Source organism: Mesorhizobium sp. CA16, from assembly GCF_020165175.1.
In the GTDB taxonomy this organism is placed as follows: domain Bacteria; phylum Pseudomonadota; class Alphaproteobacteria; order Rhizobiales; family Rhizobiaceae; genus Mesorhizobium.
Genome location: NZ_JAIUHP010000002.1, coordinates 139,010 through 159,954, shown reverse-complemented (window position 1 = coordinate 159,954; position 20,945 = coordinate 139,010). Strand labels below are relative to the sequence as shown.

5 protein-coding genes are annotated in these 20,945 nt (G+C 58.4%); all 5 read right to left on the bottom strand.

The genetic code is table 11. The annotated features are described in order from the left end of the window. Position 1 precedes the first annotated feature (1 nt). Complete coding sequence (locus LB525_RS04585) at positions 2 to 1,882, bottom strand: hypothetical protein (protein WP_224543691.1); 1,881 nt, start codon at positions 1,880 to 1,882, stop codon at positions 2 to 4. Then, on the bottom strand, positions 1,879 to 3,144 hold the full coding sequence (locus LB525_RS04580; protein ID WP_224543690.1) for a hypothetical protein: 1,266 nt from the start codon (positions 3,142 to 3,144) through the stop codon (positions 1,879 to 1,881). The genes LB525_RS04585 and LB525_RS04580 overlap by 4 nt, the downstream gene beginning before the upstream one ends. A gap of 376 nt (positions 3,145 to 3,520) precedes the next feature. After that, positions 3,521 to 4,723 (bottom strand): Druantia anti-phage system protein DruA, encoded by a 1,203-nt coding sequence (locus LB525_RS04575; protein WP_224543688.1) that lies wholly within the window; start codon positions 4,721 to 4,723, stop codon positions 3,521 to 3,523. A 303-nt stretch (positions 4,724 to 5,026) separates the two neighbouring features. After that, positions 5,027 to 6,946 (bottom strand): ABC transporter substrate-binding protein, encoded by a 1,920-nt coding sequence (locus LB525_RS04570; RefSeq protein ID WP_224543687.1) that lies wholly within the window; start codon positions 6,944 to 6,946, stop codon positions 5,027 to 5,029. Between the two features lie 158 nt (positions 6,947 to 7,104). Then, positions 7,105 to 20,214: a SpvB/TcaC N-terminal domain-containing protein gene (locus LB525_RS04565; RefSeq protein WP_224543685.1), complete on the bottom strand. Its 13,110-nt coding sequence runs from the start codon at positions 20,212 to 20,214 to the stop codon at positions 7,105 to 7,107. Between the last annotated feature and the right edge of the window lie 731 nt (positions 20,215 to 20,945).

The following is a 20,945-nucleotide window of genomic DNA, read 5'->3' as shown; positions in this document are numbered from 1 at the left end:
GCTAATCCTTCCTGATGCTTACTAGATCCAGCAGCAGTTTCAGTCGGGTGTCGGCATAATCCTCGCTGTCAACTCGGCCGCCGTCCAGTTCCTCCTCGATGTCCTCGGGCTTCAAGTCGGCCATCCGCCAAAGGGGCCATAACCAGGCATACGCGGTCGATTGGAGGGATGTAGGCGCATTTGCGGTGCGGAAACCTTCCAGCGTGGACATGAAGGCTGCTGCGGTCCGTTCGATGCGCGGGTTACGCGGCGTAAGATCCCGCCTCAATAGCCTCAGCAACTCTTCCGTTTGGGCTTTGCCCTTCGAGAGTTGCATCGACAACGCCTTGGGATCGAGCGATCCCAGCATCCCTGACGAGACGGTCGCGTTGGCTTTCGGAAAAATGCTGAAATCCAGAACATCAGTATCGAAAACCGGCCCGAGTTGGAGATTGAGTGGCTGTTCTGGAAACGTCGATACTCCGTCGGCCATGGTTGCCACCACAACGACGCTGGCGCTCTGGACGAGGTCTGCAATCGCGTCGGCCAGCAGTTCGAAGGGCACGTTGTTGACCCGCTCCAGCACAAGGGCTCCGATCGTGCCTTCCTGTTTCCCAAGTGCCCCCGCCACATCGGTATCGAGCGTCGCTGCGTCAACGAACCCGACCGGCACCCGCGCCCGCACCGCACGGCTCCCGGCGAGCGCCATTGCGATCACACGGGCGAGTTCGGTCGAGAATGCTCCCTTGAGAAACAGCACTCTGCCGGTGACCGCCGCAACCAGGACTTCTTCCGCAAAAACTGCGGCGCCCGGAGATTTCAGTCCGAGCGCAGCGAAGTTCGACGTCAGTAGACCAACAGCCTCTACCCCCGTCACAAGATTCTTGGCTGAATCGGGCCGTTGATCCAGCGGCACAACGCGGAGCGATTGTGTGGTCGCGGCGGGAGGTCCGTGGGTGTACACTGGTGGCGGGCTAAGGTTCTCGTCCAATTGCTGGACACGTTCGGTGAGCGCGGCAAATTGTTGTTTGAGTTCCGCGGTCTGCTTGCCGGCCTGATCTTCGGTGTCACCCCACAAGGCCTCGAGATCAGCGACGCTGCGTTCGATGGCCTTCAGGCGCCCATCGCTCGCTCCACTGGCGCGTGCAATGGCCTCGCGACAGGAGTCCAATTCCTTTCGCAGATGCGCTAGCTCGGCACGCGCCTCTTCCATCACACGCGGAGAAACGCTCTCTGTCACCACCGGAACTGGGCGAGCTATGAGGCCGTCAATCGTCTCTGCCAGTCTCCCAATATCGCCCTGCAGGCCTTTCAATAGATCCTCACAGCTCTGCAGACGATCTGGCAGGGTCGACAAGGCACGGTCTTTCTCGACCGCGACCAAGGGCTTGGCGCCGCTCACCAGCCGCTCAAGAGTATCCGTGATCTCAAAGGGGCTGAATTGGAGGAGCCGTGCAATCGTCTCGGCGGCGCAATTGTTTAGAAAAGACTGTTCCTGTAAGGTGCGGAACAGTGCCTCAATCTCCGCCTGCGGCTGTTCGGCGGCTGCTTGTGAATGCTCTTTGGCCGCATCCTCGATTGTGTCGAGCAGGGGGGTGAGACCCTCGACCTCCTTCAGGTATTGTTCGGCCCAGGCCCGCCAAAAATAATAGTAGGCGGTTTCGGCGCTCGCCTTGCTGGCTTTGGAAGCGCCGCCCTTTTTAAGAAGATGATGGAGCAAAGCCTGCTTGCGCTTCGGAAGGCTGGCGGCACTATCCTTGCGAAAGCCGTCAACGCTAGGCAGGACGCGCAACAGTTCACGATTGGTCTTGTTGGTAACTTCGTTGAGGAAGGCTAACAGCTCTCGATCGCCGAGCGCGCGTAGCCGTTCCGCCGCCTGGGGCGTGGGGGACGACTGAGTCATGATGCCTCCCCATTCCGGCGTGTCATTCGGCTCAAGGCCAGACGGTGGTGGGCTGCAAGCCAACGCGGAGCGATTAGTGCGCGCAATGCCGTCGATAGCTCCTCGTCTGATGGCGACCTGGAAACCGCGCCCGCTCGTCCGGCGGCCATGAGAACCCAGCGTGCGTGGGCACGCGTGCCAGGTGACATGTGTTGGATCGGCATGGCCGGGGCGACCCGCCCATCGAACCACGATCGACCGAACGGCCCGAAATCCAGTTCGACATCCCGTGCGGTGTCACGCAGCGCGTTTTGTAGGTCAGCGAGGGCTTCAGACGTTACAGATTCAGTCAACGGATGCTGTTCTGTCGCGGTAACGACGACGTGCTGTTCCCAATCGATCGCTCCCGCCGGTCGCGAACGAAGGTGCGGAATCAGGCCACGGGGAACCCTCACGCCGGAGAGTTCCAGCGAACCTGCCCTCACCTGCTCGAGCAGTAATCGCGCCTCTGGCGAGCTCGCCGAAACCGAGCGTGAATCGAAGCTCAGAATTACAATTTGCGCTACACGAACGACAGGCCGGACCAGTACCTCTGGCAATGGCCTCCCGTCGGCCTCTAGGACAGGGGCGTCGGTCGCCGCAAAGCCACTGACCCGGACGAATTGCCACTTTCCCCGTGCGAGTGACACAGACACGCTGTCATCACCTCGGCGCGCGCGTAGGATAGCAACGTCGTTGCCGTCCCCCGCATGGATCGCAAGGGTGAGTTGGTTCCCAGTCTCCAGGACAAGACGCGCCGAGGAGTCCATGAAATGCATGGCTGGTGACACTACCCCCCAACGGCGCTTCGGAGGCTGCACCACCATGCCGGTAGCCTGCCTGATCCACTCGGCCAGGGATTCGTCGGCCACCTGAGGGAGCGTGACCAGCAGGCAGCTCCATTGCTTCAGGTCCGCCAAACGAGTGACTGCGAGCTGCGCCGGCACGCTCGTGGCCAGATCGGCACGCTGGACGAAATAATACGTTGCGCCCCAGTCCAGTCCGGTCGCCACCGTCTGGCGATTGCCCCTACCGGTCGAGAAGACCGTGCTTCGCGCGGGATCCAAGCCGGATATCCGTTCCTGCAAGGCCAGGCCATAGGCCCTTTCGACGTCCTGACTGACCCAAGCTACTCTGAACGCCTGCGAATCCGGATTGACCGCGTAGGTCTGCGGTCCAGCGTGCAGTCGGGCACCGGCGATCTCGACCCGGAACCCGGCGCCACCGCCATCGAAAGTCATCATGCCCCTCGCGGTAGGTGCGCGTGGAACCTGCACCTCCACGCTCCAAAGGGCTGGCGCTTTGCGGACAGGAGGTTGCACATGCAGCATAAGAGCAAGGTGAGCCAGCGGCGCAGTCGGCTCTGGGCGCGGATGCACGGCCGGTTCGGCCCCTAGTCCCTGCCATCCGTCCGACGCGTGATAGAGATAACACTCGGGCCGCGCGGCACCTGAGACATGGGCAAAGTGCGCATCGCGATAGGCACCCTGCCGTGGGCTAACGCGTGCCTCGCACACGGGGCACTTATAACGGCGATGCCGCTGCGCCAGCGAGGCAACCACCCGCTGTCCAGTCGCAACGTCGATGGCGAAATACATCCTTCAGCCCCCGAATGGCAGCTTACGCTGCCTTCTCCCTTAACTCGTCGAGGGTTCCGCCGACCGCGCCGCGCACCAGAAGTGACACACCGTCCCTGCTCCAATGGCGATAAGCCGGCTCACGGATACCGCGCGGAGCCATCCAGCGGCTTACCGCTAGCGCGGATACCTGGGCTACACTGAGCAGGTCGCCATAGTCAGGATCGGCCCCGCTGCCGCGAAGGATGTCGACGGTGTTCGCGGCTAGATTGCAGAGAAATACCTGCCTCTGGACGCCGTGTTTGAGCAAAGAATCCTTGAACCCTAACCTGGTAAGCGCGGCCTTAATGGTTCGCAGCCGCCAATTCGGTCCCTTGCCGTACGCATGGTGGTCGGCATAGTCGTGATTGAGCTGGCGGAGATAAGCACGCAATTTCTCAAACAATGCATCGGTGATGTGGAAGTGCCCCCAGCCGGTCGTAAAGCCCACTGGCTGGAAGTATCGTGTGCCGTCTAATGCCAAACGGTTATAGACCGACGACCGCCCCATCGAGGAGGTTGTGGTCACCATCAGAAGGCTAGCGTGCTTGGCTGCCCCTGAAATAATACCAACGGACTCGCCATAGGTGTCTTTGAAGTCCTGCACTATCTCCTTCGTACGCACGAGTGCGGCCACGGCCTTGCCGCCGAGCAGGAATGAATACGGGGGCACCGCGCCCAGCACATAAGCGTCAAGCAGATGAACCAGCCTCAACGAACGGTCATTTGACTTCCACCCCACCACCTTGTCCCGGACCGACAGATTGAACACGGGATCGCCCAGGGCGATGATCCCTGCCAAGCGGTCGTGGGCCTCGTCCCACACAAGGTAACGCAGGCGCCGGCCAAAGCCGGCCGACACCGGAACCGACCAGGTTAGAGTGGCGAGGCGAAATAGGGCGGCATCCTTCGTGTCACTGCGCACCCGCCGAAGCACCAACCTGATATTTGCGGGCTCGATCTCGTTGCCGTCCGCGAAATGCGGCAACAATTTCATTTCAAATCGTGCAAGGAAGGCTGCGTTCGCTTTGAGTTTGTCGCTGCGCTGCTCCGCGTGCAGCAGTCGTACCGCTTGCTTGTCCTGACCAGGGGACAACAGTTGGCCATTCCTGCCCTTTTTGAATCCGAGACGCTTCAGATCCTGGCGAACCGCCCGCTTCAACTGCGCTTCCGGCGGCGGAAACTTGACGAGCACCCCCTCACTCATAGGCACCTTCCCCTTAATCCTTCTGGTTGTTCCAGATTATTGTTTGCATCGACAATCACTCAACGACCTAGACCCAACTGCCTACAAGGCAGGCAGTCGCGACAACAACTCGATGGCCGCATAAGGCTGAGATTCGCGAGCACTGTCGATCGCTACTCCCGACAACCTTCCGGATTCTTCACCAAGACCATCCTGGACTAGCCAAGCCGCTAGTCGGACTCCGCATCCTGGAACGCCAGTAGACGCTGGACGTTTTACAGCGCACCATGGAAAGCAGCCGTTTCGTATCCGATCCACCGCTTCTCAGGGCTGCACCTTCTCGAGATTTTGCAGCAACTTGTGGATCGATCCCCAATCGTGCGCCGGGTTGCCCGGCTTGGCGCTTGTTGGCCACCCGGTCCAATGTGCGGTGTTGAAAGCAATGATCCTTGGGGTCTGGACCAACGGAATGAAGGGCATTTCCTCGTCGAGGACTTTGTATGCCTCCAGCATCTTGGCAACGAGTTGAGGATTCGGCTTCGATGCGTCCGCGCTATCTCTGAGTGAAAGGCTGGCCATGGCCGCCAGGGCGTCCTTATAGGCTGCTGGCACGGTCCAGCGCCCCGTGTTGTCGAAAGTGGGGTCGTCCTTGTTCTGCTCCTGCGGCGAATAGGCGTAGCGCTTCATCGACGTGTATGGCTCGGCCAGCGAGCCACAGGACAACCAACCATAGGCCATCTGGTAGCGACCGTAGGGAACTGTCCAACCCCAGTACCGCTCGTTAGGCTGCTCGTCGATCGTGATATCTATGCCTGCTGCCTCGAGCTGGGTCTCAAGGGCGTCCGCGCCCTTCGCGTCGGAGGTACCGTCAATAACCGCGATCGTCGCGGCCAGAGCTTTGCCATCCTTTGCATAGCGTCCGCCCTCCTTGGCATAGCCGGCATCCTTGAACAGTGCTTCCGCCGCTGAAGGATCCGCCGTGGGAGCTAGCTCAAACTTCGCGGCTTCGACCGCCTGGATGAAGGGCTTCATGCTGCCATAGGCCGCAAACATTGTTGTCGACGGCGTGGCTGCAAACCACGTCTTCTGCGGGTTGACTAACTCATCTGTATAGCCATAGGCCTTGCCGACCGCCGTGCGGTCGATCAGGGCAGCGAGGGCTTTTCTCAGCCGAGGGTCGCTCCAGGGGTTTTCGATCGGTGTTTGGGGCGCCTCTCCAGGTAGTGTGTATTTGGTGACGACCGTCGGCTGCGTGTTGATTTCGAGCTGGCGCGCGCAGGCGGTGTTCCAGCCAGGCTTTTCAGGATCGTCCCAGGTGACAACCTTGCCTTCGCCGCCAGCTTCGATGGCCAGCTTGGCCTCCTTAGGGCTGAGCTCACGTGTGGCATCAAGCCAATCTGTTGGCTGGAGAGGCTGCTCGGCATTTGCCGCGCCTTCGATGGCCGGATCGTCTCCTGGCGGCGCTACGAGGTCCTTTTTCGGGAGGAGGTCGAGGGTTTCGGGCGCTTCCGTATAACGCCATACCAGCTCTGTGGGCTCAGGCAACCTCACCTTCGGCAGCTTGCCACCTTTGTCCGGTTGCGCTCCCGGGAGATCGAAACCGGCCTTCGCGCCCCACCATCCGGGATCGAGCGCATAGGTCACCTTGTCCTTGGTGTATTCCTCCAGCGTGTAGGGTCCGGTCCCGATCGGCTTCTCGAAGGCGAACTTGGAAGCATCCTGATTCTCCCAGATGTGCTTCGGCATGATCATCAATGATCCGAAGGCGGCGTCGCCGAAATTCTCGATGGCAAAACGCGGGTTGGGATTGCGCAGAGTGAACCTGACGGTGAGTTCGTCAATCTTTTCGACCTTCTCTACCGCCGCGCGGAAACGGGACGCCTCGTAGGCACTCAGATTGACGTTGCCCAGGATCATGGTCGACGTGAAGACGACATCATCGGCCGTGAACGGGTAGCGCTTTGCCTCTGGCTCCAACGGCTTCTTCGGCATCAGGTCCGACCAGGTCACGCCATCACGGACTTTCAGTGTCCAGACCCTTTGCGTAGCATCAGGTTGCATGAAGAGACCAAGCCACGGCTCCAATTCGCCCGTTTCCAGATTCAGATGGAACAGCGGCTCGAACAGCACCTGCCGCGCGCCATGCTCTCTGCGCGCTGGGTAGATGCCATTGATTTTGGAGGGAGGCGTGAGGTAATTGAAGTTGGGTTTGGGCTCAAGCGGAACAGCAAGCTCGAAGGACACTTTTCCTTGGCCGGGGTTATCGGTGGATTGTGCCCTTACGCTTGATGCAGATCCCAAACTAACTGCAAGCGCAGTGCATAATGATCGTACTATGAGATTATGTGACAAAGTCATTTGCATTCGACTAAACCTATATTCGCGATTGTCATCGTCCGGTCCTATGGGACTAAATTCTTGCCTGGATAACTCATATTTGGCTGTTGCAAATTTTTTATCCCAAGACTCTTCAACAAGGCGTCAATGTCTACAGGGGGTTCATTCTCTGTTTTAATGTATTCGCCAAATTTTATCTCATTATTCAGTAGTTTTTCTGCCATTCGAATGGAGTTCGACTCTTCATTCCCATACGCAGCATTCCAATGCCCTTTGAGCGTGCCCCAGAATGACTTCGTGCTTTCCTCTTTGGTCACGGCGTTCCTAAATGCCCAGAGGGTTTTTCCAACAGGATAAAGTACGGATGGAGGCAAAAAGGACTTTTCTGAATAATAAGCCAATGTCAAAGCCCAGTCCAAATCAGTTCGACCGTCCTTTGTATCGACCGTCATGTTAAGGAATCGATCGTCACCAACATCCACTTCAGAGGCAATCTTCGTCGGACTATACGTCATATATATTTGTTTATTAGTTAGGCCATTTACAGATTTAACTTGTTCGCGAACGTTTTCCATCCTTGATGCGGACGCGGCATCTTGCCCGTCTGGGTCTATTTTTATCGTTGGATTTAGTGCGAAGCCCGCATAAACAGCCATCGTTCGGGGGTGGGCGATTTGAGGCTTTCGATCAACATAAGTCTCCGGATCGGGGCTCAACCACAACCCGACGTCCCGGCTATAGTACCTAGTCCCAAACGACGAAAACCCGGTAACGCGATCAAGCTCTTTGCCGTGAAAAATATCCACCGGCGGCAAATCTCCTCGCACCGACTTTGCTAAAGCTTCCGATGTCAGCGGCAATCCGTAGGGATCATACTCCCTACGTGCGATCATCGTTGCGGCGGCATTGTCTGGCTCGCCATAGGCGGTAACGGCTGCCGTAATCGAGCCAACCGGCAAATCGGCATAGAGATAGGTGGCGACAGGGTCCTCGCTCTCGTCGGCGGGAGCGGCCATGCTAACGGATGGAAGGGTTCCCGGAGAAAGCTGAACTGTTCCGCGCGCATTGTAAGGGCGTGCGTAATAGGGCGTCATGTAGATCGTCGCGGCTTCAATCTTGCGGGGTTTGGCGTCGGCGCCTGGCTTCGATGGTTTGGCTGGTTGCGCGTTTTCGGCGGCACCCTGCTTGGCTGGCGCTGCAGGCTCGAACACATCGGGCTGGTGCATCTTCAAGACGCGATTCCCGCCAGCATCATAGGTATAGTGCTCTCGCAGCCACTTGGCGTTGTCGTTCGCGGCCTTGTCTTCCAAGCCCCGTACATGAATCAGGCGACCCTGGCCGTCCCAGTTCATTGTACGGTTGCTGATGACCTTCGCGCTCGCCTTGTCGTCCGCTTCTCCAGGCGCTGAGGCCCCAATCATGCGGCCGATCTCGTCGTAGCGAAATTCGGTCGTTCTCGGCTGCAGCACAGGCTTGCTGCCAACCGGGTAAGTCCCCAGTGAAAAAGTCACAGATTTCGGCGCATGGAAGGGGCCCTTCGTGGCATCGTACTCATAGGTCCACGACCTGCCGAAAGTCTGGCCAGCTTCTGTAATGTTGAGGCTACGGTCGGTGAAGCGATGGCGTGCGTCGTAGCCAAACCTACCGTCAGCGGACATCTTGCGCATCGCGCCATCAAGAGATGCTGAAACAGCCGCCTTGAACAACTGCAGACGGTTCACCGGATCGTAGATGAAAGCGAAAGCGCTGTCGTAGTCAGTTGCCGCCGCAGCGCGGTTGCGGTAGTCGAGGATGTTGCCGCCGCCATCATACTGGTATTCGACCATTTGAACCCGCTGATCGGCGCCGGTCAGGGTTGTCATTTGATTGAGCCGCAGGTCGGTCGGATCGTAGCGATACCCCGTCATCGAGCCATTTGCCGTCCAACGCACGGCTGGGCGCCCCAGCGCGTCCTGGGCGCTGCTGACGATCGTCTTGCCGTTGAAACGCATTTCGGCCAGGGCCCCGTCGGGGCTGTAGCGTCGGCCGATGGAAAATCGTGAAAGACACGTGTCGACGCCGTTTTTGACGCAGGCTTCGGCGGGATTTGCCGGCGCGCTCTCGGTAAATTCTTCGAGCGCGATATCGCCAAATGCCGTGTAGGAATTCTCCACCTCATAGGCCGCAAGTTCCGGCACGCTTGTTTCGGCTTCGCCTGCGCTCTTGACGACGCGGTCAAGGGAGCCAACGATCGAGCGCAACTCGCGGCGGACGAGCCCGAGTTCGTTGTAGGAGTAAGTGCGCGCGCCACTGCGGTCGCTGACCAGCGTCGCCTGACCTATGCAGTTGTCGCAGAAGCGACCCGTGACATCGATGAGATGCTGGTTCGCCTGGTCGTTGAGCACATACTTGTCAGCTTCGACCGGCGTGCCGGAAAGCGATGCAAAAGGGTATCGATCATAATAGAACGTGGCCGTGTCAGCGCTGTCGGGAACCCCGCCCTGTTCGTCTAATGAGTGATAGGCAATCGACTTCAGGCGATCGCCTGAATAGGTATAGCTCTTTTCATTGCGTGCTTGGAATGTGTCGCCGCAAATCGGTGATTTGCCTGGCTCAAATCGGTAACCGGCCTCGGAAGTCAACAAATTGAGGGCGTCATATGCGTACCGCGTGCAGCCGGAATTCCGCTCCTGCATCTGTACCGTGCGCCCGAGCAGGTCGTAATTGACTGTAATCGATGTGTTAGCAGCTTCCTCGGCCGGCTCTTTGGTCTCGTCCTTGAATGGGTAATCGACACGCTTGAGCTGCTGAAGGCTATCGTAGGCATACTCTGTGTGCACTGCTGACTTTGTCCAGCCGGCAGCAAGGTCGGCAATGGGCGCGCACGGTTCTGCCGTGCGGGCGAGACGCCTGTCATACCTATCTGCGCCGCTGGGCGGTATCCCCGCATCGGCGTCCGGATCTCCAATGCGATACCGCTCTGCCTGCCCTTCGAACACATTCGTCGTCATGCCGCGAGAATCCATCCAGGTCGCGCCAGCCGAGCAGCGTGGTGAAAAGGTCAGCGTCTCAAAGCGGGCCGCCTGACCAGCCTGCATTTGGATGCGGTAGCGAAATTGCGTCGTACCCGTCACCGCGCCGGCAACCCGGCTAGCAAGGCGCGATGCAATCGTCAGTGGGCGACCGGCGCCGTCGAATGCGGATTTTGTCAAAGGTGCTGGTTCGACCGGCGCAACGAGCATTCGGTCAAGCCGGATCGCACTGGCAACCCGAGGCGCAGGCTCATCGGTAGGCGCATATGGCTCGAACGACATCAGATCGCGACCCAGCGCATCGATGGCCGTGGATGGCCTAACGATTATACCGGCAATCCCGCTGGCTTTGCCGTTTCCAGGTCGCGAGCAGCGAGCGGCGAGCGGCGCCGTGGCTGCCACATTCTTCGGCCTGTCCGGGTCAAAGAGACTGCTGCTTGCTGCGAGGCAAACGTCGGCCTCGCTGAGCGTCTGGATCGGACGGCCGTAGCCGTCCGCGAAGACTGCACTTTCGCGCGTCGTGTTGCCCGAATGAAGCAGACCCGAGTAGGTGTCGGCACTCTCGAAGCGACGCAGATTGCTCCGCAGCACTCCATCCGGTGTCGGTATCGAGCGGCAGTTATCCACGACTTTGCCCTCTTGAGGCGCCATGCAGGAATAGTCGGCCAGCGCAAGGATGCGCCAGTCAGTGACATCTCCCATCGTCTCGGTCGCACTGAGGGTCGGATCCGGATTGCCGTCCGTCCCAGGCTTCCTATCGGCCTCTATCTCGGCCGCATCGGTCTTCGCCACGGCACGCTTGAGCTCCTGCGCGAACGTCTTGTTCTCCCGGGGAGCGTTGCCCCACCTCCGCGCGATCAGGCGCAAGCGGCTCCAGCGATCGAAATCATAGAGCAGGCCGTTTCCGTTGATGTCGGTTACTTCGGCGACCATGCCAGAGTGCGTATCGACCCGCGAATGGGAATAGTGGGTTACGCCGACATTCCTGACGAGCTCGGGAAGCACTTCGAGCCCGAATGAGCAGCGCTGCTTGTCCAGGTCCGGAAGGTGTGGCGAGTTGTCTCCAGCACCTGGTTCCCGCTTCACGCAACGGGTCAATTCAGTCTCGGTCGCAGTCGTTTTGAACGGATCTTCCGTATAGCGAAACACCCGCTCGACCCAGTCCATGCTTCTCGACAGCGGCGAAACCGAATGGGTTAGATTTCCATAGTCGTCGTAGTCGACGAGCTGGTACCGGATCACCGCATCCGATGTCGTAGCTCCACCAACAGGCAGGTGAGCCTCATCGACCTCGTAGGCATACTTGAGCGCCGACTGCATCGTATGTTGGCCGTTGTCGAGCGCTTTCTCCAAATTCGCGCTGAATTTGCGGCAGATGCCCGGGGCAAAATCAAATCCGCTCTTGGCTCCTGGATAAAGGCAAATCTCGGTCGGCAAACCGCGCCCCGCAAACTTTCGATCTGCTTGCTTGTCCTCCTCACCGGTCGGATAGACCGCCTCGCGCATGCGGATCGGCTGTTCATCTCCCTTGCGCCATCCCTGATCGAAGACTTGAACCGAAGTCGCCAGACCCAACAGCGGGTAGCGTCTTTTGTGCAATTCGGTTTCCGCCTCGACCGCCGAACTCAGCAGCCGTGCGAAGGCAACATCGACGTGATTGGAGGATGCCTCCACCGGTTTCCAATCCGGGCCGGCTTCAGCAATGTTGTTCAGCCTGAGGACCTGCCCCCAATTGTCATGATCGAAGGCTATGGCCGACTTCAGGCCTGACTTTCCCACACAGGACGCATCGGCATCGAAATCGCACGTGTCTGCCTCATTTGCCGTCGGGGCGACTATCTCAAGCCGGACAAATCTTTGCCTCACCGAGCCGGATTGTTGAGCCCAGAACGTTTTCTGCTCCCGGTCGAACCCTTGAGAGGTGACCCGGTTTTGCAATCTATCGGCACATGTGCCAATATCAGGACACAGAGCCTGATCACCGCCAAACACACGCCCATTGTCGGCATAGTCGATCGAGCCGTCCCAAGCATGCGAAAGTGCCGAAAGCTGATCGCTGAAGTAGGACGCCGTCCAACGGCCGGACGATTGGTCGGCCGACCCGGTGCAATCTGTAGCACCGTTGTTGATGCATTGGAGACTATCGATCGAGTATCCGAAGACTGTCCTGGATACAGGCGAGAAGCCGCCTGTACCCGCAGTCGCATCGGGGCTCGATATCGCGCCCCGGACTGTCTGCGACAGCAAGGTACCTTGAGTGAGCAGATCACGATTTGAAAACCGCTCGACGATCTCTCTCAAGGGTTTGAAACCTGCCCGAGCGAGGACGTCGTCGTCGAGCTTGGCCGCCGTTTTTATGGATACGAGGCATCTGTTTTGCTTTGAAGCGTCGGGGCTGTCCTCATCGCATCCATAAGAGGTGCTGGTTCGCTTGTCGAAGCCATAAAACTGATGCTCCGCTCTATTGAAATAGCCATTTTCGTAGGCGTAGCGCGTCAGTAGGACATCCTGCCCGTCAGTTGCCAGCCCAGGCACGGAATCCGACTTGAATCCGTCATAGCGCGCAACCTCCGTCAAGGCCCAGACGGGCCTTCCCTGGTACGGCCCTTCATTGCCGAAAAGATCTTGACGCAGGACAAACTCCGCTCCCGTCGGCGTCTTGATGCCGGATAGAAAATGATAGCCGGCATCCGGGTTGTAGCGAACGTTGGCCTTCAATTCCGTCTCGAGGGGAAGCTTTGGTATCAGGCCGCCATCCTCGATGCCAAAGGCGCCGCTCACGCTTGCGATGTCGGGCATGCCGTCGCCATTGATGTCGCGTATCTGCAGCAATTCCCGCGTCTGGTTGCGTGAGTGTTTGATGCCAGGATTGAAGACAACCTTCACCAACCAGACGGCGAACCCGTAGGTAAACTGCGCCCCGCCATCGACCAAGGTTGTTTCGGAGTAGCTTGTGGCGCTGTCAGTCCAGTTGGGAATCAAATGCAGCCGCCCTTTGCCGAACCCGTTTCCGAGATTGGGATGGACGATGAGACCGCCCTTTACCGGCACCACGATATCCGGCCGTCCGTCCCCGGTGAAATCGAGAAGTGCGCCCTGCGAGCCGGAGTCGCGATGCGACAAGCCCATTCCAGCCGCGAAGCTGCCGGACTCGGTCGAGTAGCCCAGCCGGACGCCGAAGCCTGCCGAGTGGCTGGTATTATAGAAGACACCTTGTGCCGGTACGCCGCCCGCGGTGAACGCACCTTGGCTTCTCGGTACGAGGCTGTTGCCCGCGTTATAAGCCAGCGTCAGCGGATTATCGACGGTGCTGCCTGTGACCGAGTCCGCCAGACCGTCTCCATTGAAATCCCGCAACTCGGTGAATGTGAGATCGTTTCCGCTTTCCGCATTGAACTCAAAGCTCGGCTCCACATTCGGGTCGGGCGAGCCACTGTTTTCGTTGCGATTGGTGCCACGGCTGTCAAAGAGGGCCGCCGTCGAAGGGCTTAGACCAATGCCGGTGCCTTCGCTGCGTGACGCGGCGCCAGTCCCCATGCCGTCCGCGAAACGCTCCTTGGCCAAACCATCTGTGCCAGGGCGGATACGGAAATACTTCCACCAGTCGCGTCGCGACAGGCCAACCGGCGAGGTAAGCTCGGCGACGCCGTTCGAGATCAGTTCAGGGTAGCCATCACCATTCACATCCTGATAAGTGGTCAGCGTCCTTCTGTTCGTCCGGCTCTTTGACGCGTTGACGAACGCTGCGCCACCGTTGAACGAGACCGTCTCGGACTCGCTGCGCTGAATCGGCGCAAAAACCTCGACGAGCGCATCGGCTGGCGCGGCGTCCGGGCGTGCCGGCGGCAGATTTTTCTCAGTTGGACTGGCCCGAGCGCTTTCGTCTCCATCTTTTTTGCATGTGCCTGTCCAGTCACGATCGAGGCAGGCAACATCCTTCAGGGTTCCAAATTCCGAGAGAAACTCGGCAATTGGCGGCCGTTCGAATCCAATCAAGGCAGACATCGAAAACAGAGGCTCTTGCTTGGCGCCTCTGGATATTCCTGATTCCAGCAAGACCGTATCGTCGAAACCCTGCCAACAATTGGCTTCCTTGTTTGGCAGCTCGGATGCGCAGACTGATGCCTGACTGGTTGAGATCGCTGGATCGTCGGTCGCAGGACCGGCGAACCGGTGTACGAGCGGTATCTGGGTGACATCCGCAAAGCGAAGAACCTCTTGCCCCTCTTCCCCGAGATGGTCTCCACATCCTTCAAAATTTGGCTCGTCGGCGGTTCCGCAAGAAGCGCTAGCAGAGGCGTAAGCATTCTCCTTTCCTTGCCTAGCGCCCTCGTAAATGTTCGACGCGAACCGAGCTTTGTGGAAGTCGCGCGGCAACGACAACGCCTTGCCGTCAAATTGTCTTGCAAAAAACGCCCAGGATCCGCCAACCTTGGGAACGTGCGGCTGGAATCGATCGAAAACCAGGAAGGCGGTGGGAGCGGTAATCGCCTGAACCTTTGGCGAAGGCGCCAGGAAGGCTTTGGCCACATGATGCGTCTTTCCCCAGATCGCGACGCCATTTGCAGCGACCAACTCGGCCGCCCAAAGTTCCACGCCAGTGATATCGATCAGGTTGGCCAATGGCCGAAAGGCCAGCATTCCCTTGAGAATTGTGCGCGCGGTCTCGCCAACCACCGGCTCCGTTGCTGTAAGGATAACCCTGGCGCCGTCTCTGACGGTTCCGGCTATCGCGAGTTCACCCGTCTTAAGGCCGTCAATGGTGGGAACCGCGTCAATTTGGTCGCTGATCGAATACTGTTCGGCAGCAACCTCTATCTCCGGGAAGAGACGCAGGATTTCACGACGACGTTTGATCGAGAACTGGTAAGCCAATCCTGTGCGTGTGGCGTCGCTGTAGGTCCGGTATTGCGCGCCGAGCAGAAGCTCCGTCCACCCAAGTTTCGTCCATGGGCGGCAGGTTGCCGGCAGGTGCACTGTCTTCTTCGGATCGGCGAACGGCGCTGTTGCCGATGGATATGGAGGACAAGCCAGTGTCCTGTCATCAGCCAATATATCCGCCGCCGAACGACGGATCATTTGCCGTCCAACCTGGTTCTCAAAAAGCGAGAACCGTCCACGGATGGTCTCGCCCGTTTTAGTCTGGACGTCTAAGTGGAGTTTTGGCGTGAGCTTAATGTGAAATTGGGCGACGCCGAGGGGGTGGCCCTGGAACTCGAAAATCCTGTTGCGACCTAAGAATTTATTGGCCTCGGTGATCTGATAGGTGACGGCGAAATCGGGGGTGGAGCTGACATATTTTAGATCGGGTTCGATCGCATTTGGACCGCTCCGCTCGCAATCCTGCTTGCGCTCCATCTCAGAAGAGGTCGCATAGTCTGGCATACGCTTGCATTCAGCCAACCCAGGGCTCTTCGCCTGCATGATGCTGCTTGAAAAGCCTGCCGCCCGCCCAGCTCTTTTGTTGACGGTTACACGCTGAAAGACATCATCGCCCGGATCGGGATAGGCATAGCCGGGAGAATCGCCGGCCCTTACGCCATAGACACCCGTGCAGGTGTTGGCGTTTGGCGTTGTCGGTTGGCAATCGTCGTTGCCTGCCGCTTCGCCGGTCAGTTCCCGAAACGGCACCGGCACGCCATCGACCGTCGCGGTCATTGTCAGTTCAAATGCTGCTTCAGTCTTTTTTGAAAATTCGGAGAACCAGGTTTCGGCGTTCGGTGCACCGCCGTCCTTGAAATCGAGCATCGCAAAATTGGCGAGCACGCGGTAGGCGCAGAGGTCATCGAGGCTTGAGGAGGTCAATGGCTCTTTAATAGGTTCACCAGCAGACGAAATAATCTTGCAGGAAAGCGGGTTGATCTTGGCTGGCAGGCGATAGCCTCGACGCGTCATCCGAGCATTGTCGGTCAGCAGTTCTTCGCCGGCGTCGAGTTGGTCGAAGACCTTGCCGATCAGGAGTTGCGCGCTCGCGATTTGCTGCCCAGGTTCGAGTTTTCCCAGGATTTGAGGCAATCTCAACGCGTCGTTGATGGACTTGTCCGGCGTGGCGCCGGTGAACAGCGTGTACTTCACCCGCTTCTCAGCTTCGATACAGCGTTTGCCGTAACGGCCATCCGGGTCGTCCAACTGGCTCGTCCAGTATCCGGAGAAATCTGTGGCAAACGGCGATGCATGCGGGTCGATGCGACCTTCGAGGAAAGTAGCAATCTCCCTTGCAAAACGGCACAGATCGACCGTTTGGCGCTTTCTTGCCAATTCGACGTTCTGGTCTTCCATGTCCTGGATCTGGGCGAAGTTAATCCGTTTGAACGGTGGGCCTTTGTCCTCCTCGAGACCGTTGTCGGGATTATCAAATCTGCCGTCTTTAATGCGAGCGAACTCGAGGTCCGGATCGCCCATTGTGACCGGCAGGTAGACAATCGTCTTATCTTGCCCTTTGGCCGTCAGATTTGGTTTGTCGGAGCTCGTCGTCTCGGTGAATTTCGAAACGATCGCAGGCGCCTCCGACCACCGCAAAGACGCCAGATCCGTGTTCAGGTCACGGGCAGCGATTTGGGTTCCTTTGTGCAGAATCGTGAGCCGCAACGCGAGGACGTACGACGTGTTTTCGTTCAGGATATCGATGCATGGGGTGCTCGGCTTCGTCCAAGTGCAAAACGTGCTGATGTCGACTTGGCATTCGCCATTGGTGCAGGAAGTCGACGCATCGATCCGCTTCAGTGGTGGCCCGTCAGGGACCACTGTCCTGCTAGCGTCGTTGTCGGTGGTTTCGGCACCCACAAGATCGACAAAGACATCGTAGTTCTGGCGCAAATCGGGGAAGGTAAAAGCACCGCGCATTGCTCGCTCAATGCCCTTCGGCAAAACAGCCTGTGAGCCGGGTGACGAGGTCAGCGCTCCCGCCGAAAGATCAAACGTGTAGCGAGTGAGGCCAGCCAAGCGGCAGGCATCGTTCGCTTTGACGGGGGCTGGGTCCTTCCAGGAACAGCGGATCGCCTTTTCGATGCCTTCACGGGTTCCGCCATTGGTCAGCGCGCCGTACTTCAGGAAGCGAAAGACCGGATCGCCATCGACGTCCTCATAGGTGAGTTTCAGCTCAGGGCGGATGCGCTTGCCGAAATGAGGATGAACGCTGAAAGTGACATGGATGACGTCGCCCGCCGCCACTCTGATCAGCTTCGCTCGCCTGCCGTCACCCACGAACCCGAGCTGTTCAGTCGCCGGTTGGCAGTCCGCAACAAAGTTAATTGTAGCGAGATCGAGTGAGTCCGGACGCTCCGGTATCGGCTCATTTGGCGTGCACGGCGATGCTACGCCCCCTGCTGCCTTCCTGAAAATTGAAACCTGCAGGAACGAAGGCGGCGTGTGGATAAAGTCGAAGCCTGCAGGCACCGGCGCATCGTAGCCCGGAGTGAACGGATCCGACACCTGTTGGTGGCACGCCGGCTCGTCAGTCCATGTGAGGCATTTGGCCTTAGCCGCTACATTGTCGGCGAACGGTTTGACCTTTGCAGGAAGAGCTGCAAATTCGGATGGCGTGAAAGCGAGTTTAGATCGCGGGAGAGCACCTTCAGCTTGCAGAATATCGTCCGGCCATACATCGCTGCTCGATTCCACACTATCGAACTCAAGCTTTCCACCGATTGAGACAATCCCGTCCAATGGGCTCTCCCAGGACAGGGTTGTCTGGCTATAGCTCAGTTGCTCAAGTTTCCGGCTGATTTGCGCCAGGCGCGTTTCTACGAGGCGGATTGTCTCGCGCAACTGTGTCGGCACGCGCGCTTGAATGATCGACTTGGCAATCTGGCCCGGGACCGGTGGAGTCAAAGCCCTGCTCGGAAGGAACCGCACGACCGGTTCGCCGGTTGCAGGCCGCTCCTCCCCCTGCCCGTAGAGAACTCGGCCATGAGTGACCAAATCGACGAGGCCGTCACCATCCTGTTCCGTGAAATAGATATCGGTGCTGTTCTCGGACTGGTTGAAGCCAACTGCGGCGAAGGAGTTTGCTGGGAAAAAGCCCTCCGCCGAAACGCTGAGCGTCGACGTGTCCGAGGACGAGAATTCTTCGATCGGCGAGTCGGCAGGGCCGACAACACGCCCGCATCGCTTGTAGCTCATCCGGAACTTATCGGCTGGATCGCGTTGACCCGCACAGTATCGAAGACCATTAACGCCCCGGTAAAGGATATCATCGATGCCGTCACCGGTTACATCCACCAAAGTAGAGTTTGATTCCGACTTCGTGAAAGTCGTGCCACCTTTGATGCCGCCGGTGATGGGTTTTGACGTCAGCCGACCGTCGTTTGGACCAACGCCGACATAGAGGGAGCCACCCGTTTCCTTGGTGCGGCCTGTTCCCAGCAACGAGCGCTGTTGCAACAGATCGAGGCCGAGATCTGTGATCAGCGCCGTGGGAAAATCAAGCTTGCCTTCAGGTGCGTTGAGGCCGATTTCTCCAGCCATCGACGCTTCGACGTTCTGCGGTTCGTCAGCCCATTGTGCCGTGCAGGCTCCACCCACTTTGGTCTCGCCCTTGTAGTCGAACGAAAACGTCTGGACTTCATCGCGCGGAGCTTTTGCATTGGCGTGCGCGAGTGGTCCATCCACAAGTGGATTGGCCCAGACGCGATAGGCCTTGAGCACTCGCTCGTAGTTCATGCACGGGGCATCTTCATCACCGAGAACAAACGCGTGTGAGGAAAACACAACCTTGCCCTCGATCGATTTTAGAACTCCATTTTCGGCCTTGGCTCCTGCCGCACGATCCGCCGGCCGCAGCTCTTTGGCCATCACCGCAACTGTCTGGTTCGCTGCGCTCAGCCATGAATTATCGGATGCCGGCGCGTAGACGACATTGATCTGTCGAAGCCAGAATTCCTGTGCCTGAAGGAACCCGAGTCGGCCATCGGAAATAAAGCGCGCCAACTCACGCTCTTCCCAGTCAAAAAGAACTGTTGTCGCGCCGCGCTCCCACCCCGAAATTGGAACCCATTTTCCCCCGCCGTCCAAGGTTCCGCCAAACGCCTGATTGTAGTCGATTGCCTTCAGTCGCAAGCTTGCCCAGCATTCTCCTCCCCACGAGGCGCTTTGGCACCGCGCTCCCTTGTCTGTGTGCTCATACGAATAGGTTGAGCCGCTCCTGGCGGGCTGGTTGTCATATTCTTGGGTTAGTCCCCATTGGCCAATGACGGTATTGCCGTGACCGCCGCTGAAGCGAACGACCCCCCGCAACTGAGCGTTGCTGGTTTCATCGATCGCCAACGAACCGTCATGTTGCAGCTTCGCGCCATAGAGACGCGTCACTTGGGTGTTTGGGTTCCAGACTTCCCAAAAATAGTTGTTGGGATCATTGCCGCGGCGTCTGACAATCAAGCCACTCGAATTGTTCCTCAAACGAAAAACACGCTCACCGGCGACGCGAGGGATAATCGGCCCCCCCTTGTACAAGGGGGGAATGTCGCGACCATCGCCGTCAAGGGCGATCAGCTCGGTTCCATCGAGAAGGTAATCCTCGGTCTCGTAGTCTGGGTGGTAGATCGGCGATGGACCGCGAACCTCAACCGAACTGAAGCTTAAATCCCAACCGCGCCCGAGGACGCCGGTGGCGCCGCCGGAAGTATAGCGCACTGAGAAACTCGGGCCGGGACCGCGCGACGGTCGCAAGAGCAGCGGGAGGTCGACGCTATATGCACCCTTGCTGTCGGGCTCGACGCCGCCGATCTTCAAGTAGCCGTCATCCGGCGACACCTGGTCTAGAGGCTTTGCGATTGACGACTGCTGATTGGTTGCCGGCTCCGCCTGTAGTGTCTCGGGCAAGGCAACAACACCGGCAATGACGCGCTGGCTCTGTTCATTCAGCGTCGCATACGCCTTATTCGGTTCTCGGTTGGGCGGCGTGAAAGACTTCGCCTCGGCCCAATTGCCATAGACGCTATTGAAGGTAAAAACAGACGGAGTGGACGAGCTGTCATTTTCTCCCACAAGGTCGGCAGTGTGGACCGCCACGCCGATCGTGGATGCCGAAGCAACAGCAGATGTTCGTCCGTAGTCAACGCCTGGCAATGAGGCGGCGCTGATCTGGTAAGAACTGCAGGAATGCTCCGGCCGCTTGGTCAAGTTAATGAGATGTGCGTTTTCCCCGTAAAGGTCGGGATCGATCATTAACGCTGGCGTCTGTCGTTCACTGAAACACTCGACCGTCACCGCGACTGGGCTGTGACTCGGCTCGCGCAGAAAGACTTCAAGCCCAGAGATCGAAGCTCTTTGCTTTTTCTCCGTTAGAACGACCGAATCTCGGATCAGAGAAGGCCCTACCCCCTGATGCAATTGGTATCGCGCCACAGCACCTGCATTGACAGGCTTAGGCAACGTTTCCCCGACCGCAGATGATGTGTAGAGAACGGATACTGCGCCGACGACGAGCTTCTTCGCTATGCGTCGCGCTAGCCATATGGCCGCGCCTCCATTAGGCCTTGAAGACTCCGAACGTAGCATCTGCGGTTCCCCCCGAGAATGCAGATACGTTTCACACTAGCCTATACTGCAGTTTCCGCACTGGAAGTCGAGTCGTTATCGATAGAAATACGTGGACATTGTTGCTCTCTCTGGTGAGAACGCAATTATCCGCCTTAAGGCTTTGACGGGCTGTCATGTGAACGCTCGTCCGTTCTCCCAGTCAAAACCGTCGCTGCTTAATAGGCAGGCGTTCAAATTTACGAGGACCTAGTTGTTGAGCAGTCGAGAATGGCGGCATAGTCCACACAGCCAGCTAACTGGATCCGCTTCGAAGAAACTGCTCGGCTAGATTAGGACTACGCCTATCCGACGCTCCACTAGTGCGGGAAAGCAGCCAAGAAGACGCGCGGACCGTGCCGGCGACCCGTCGTCCGGTT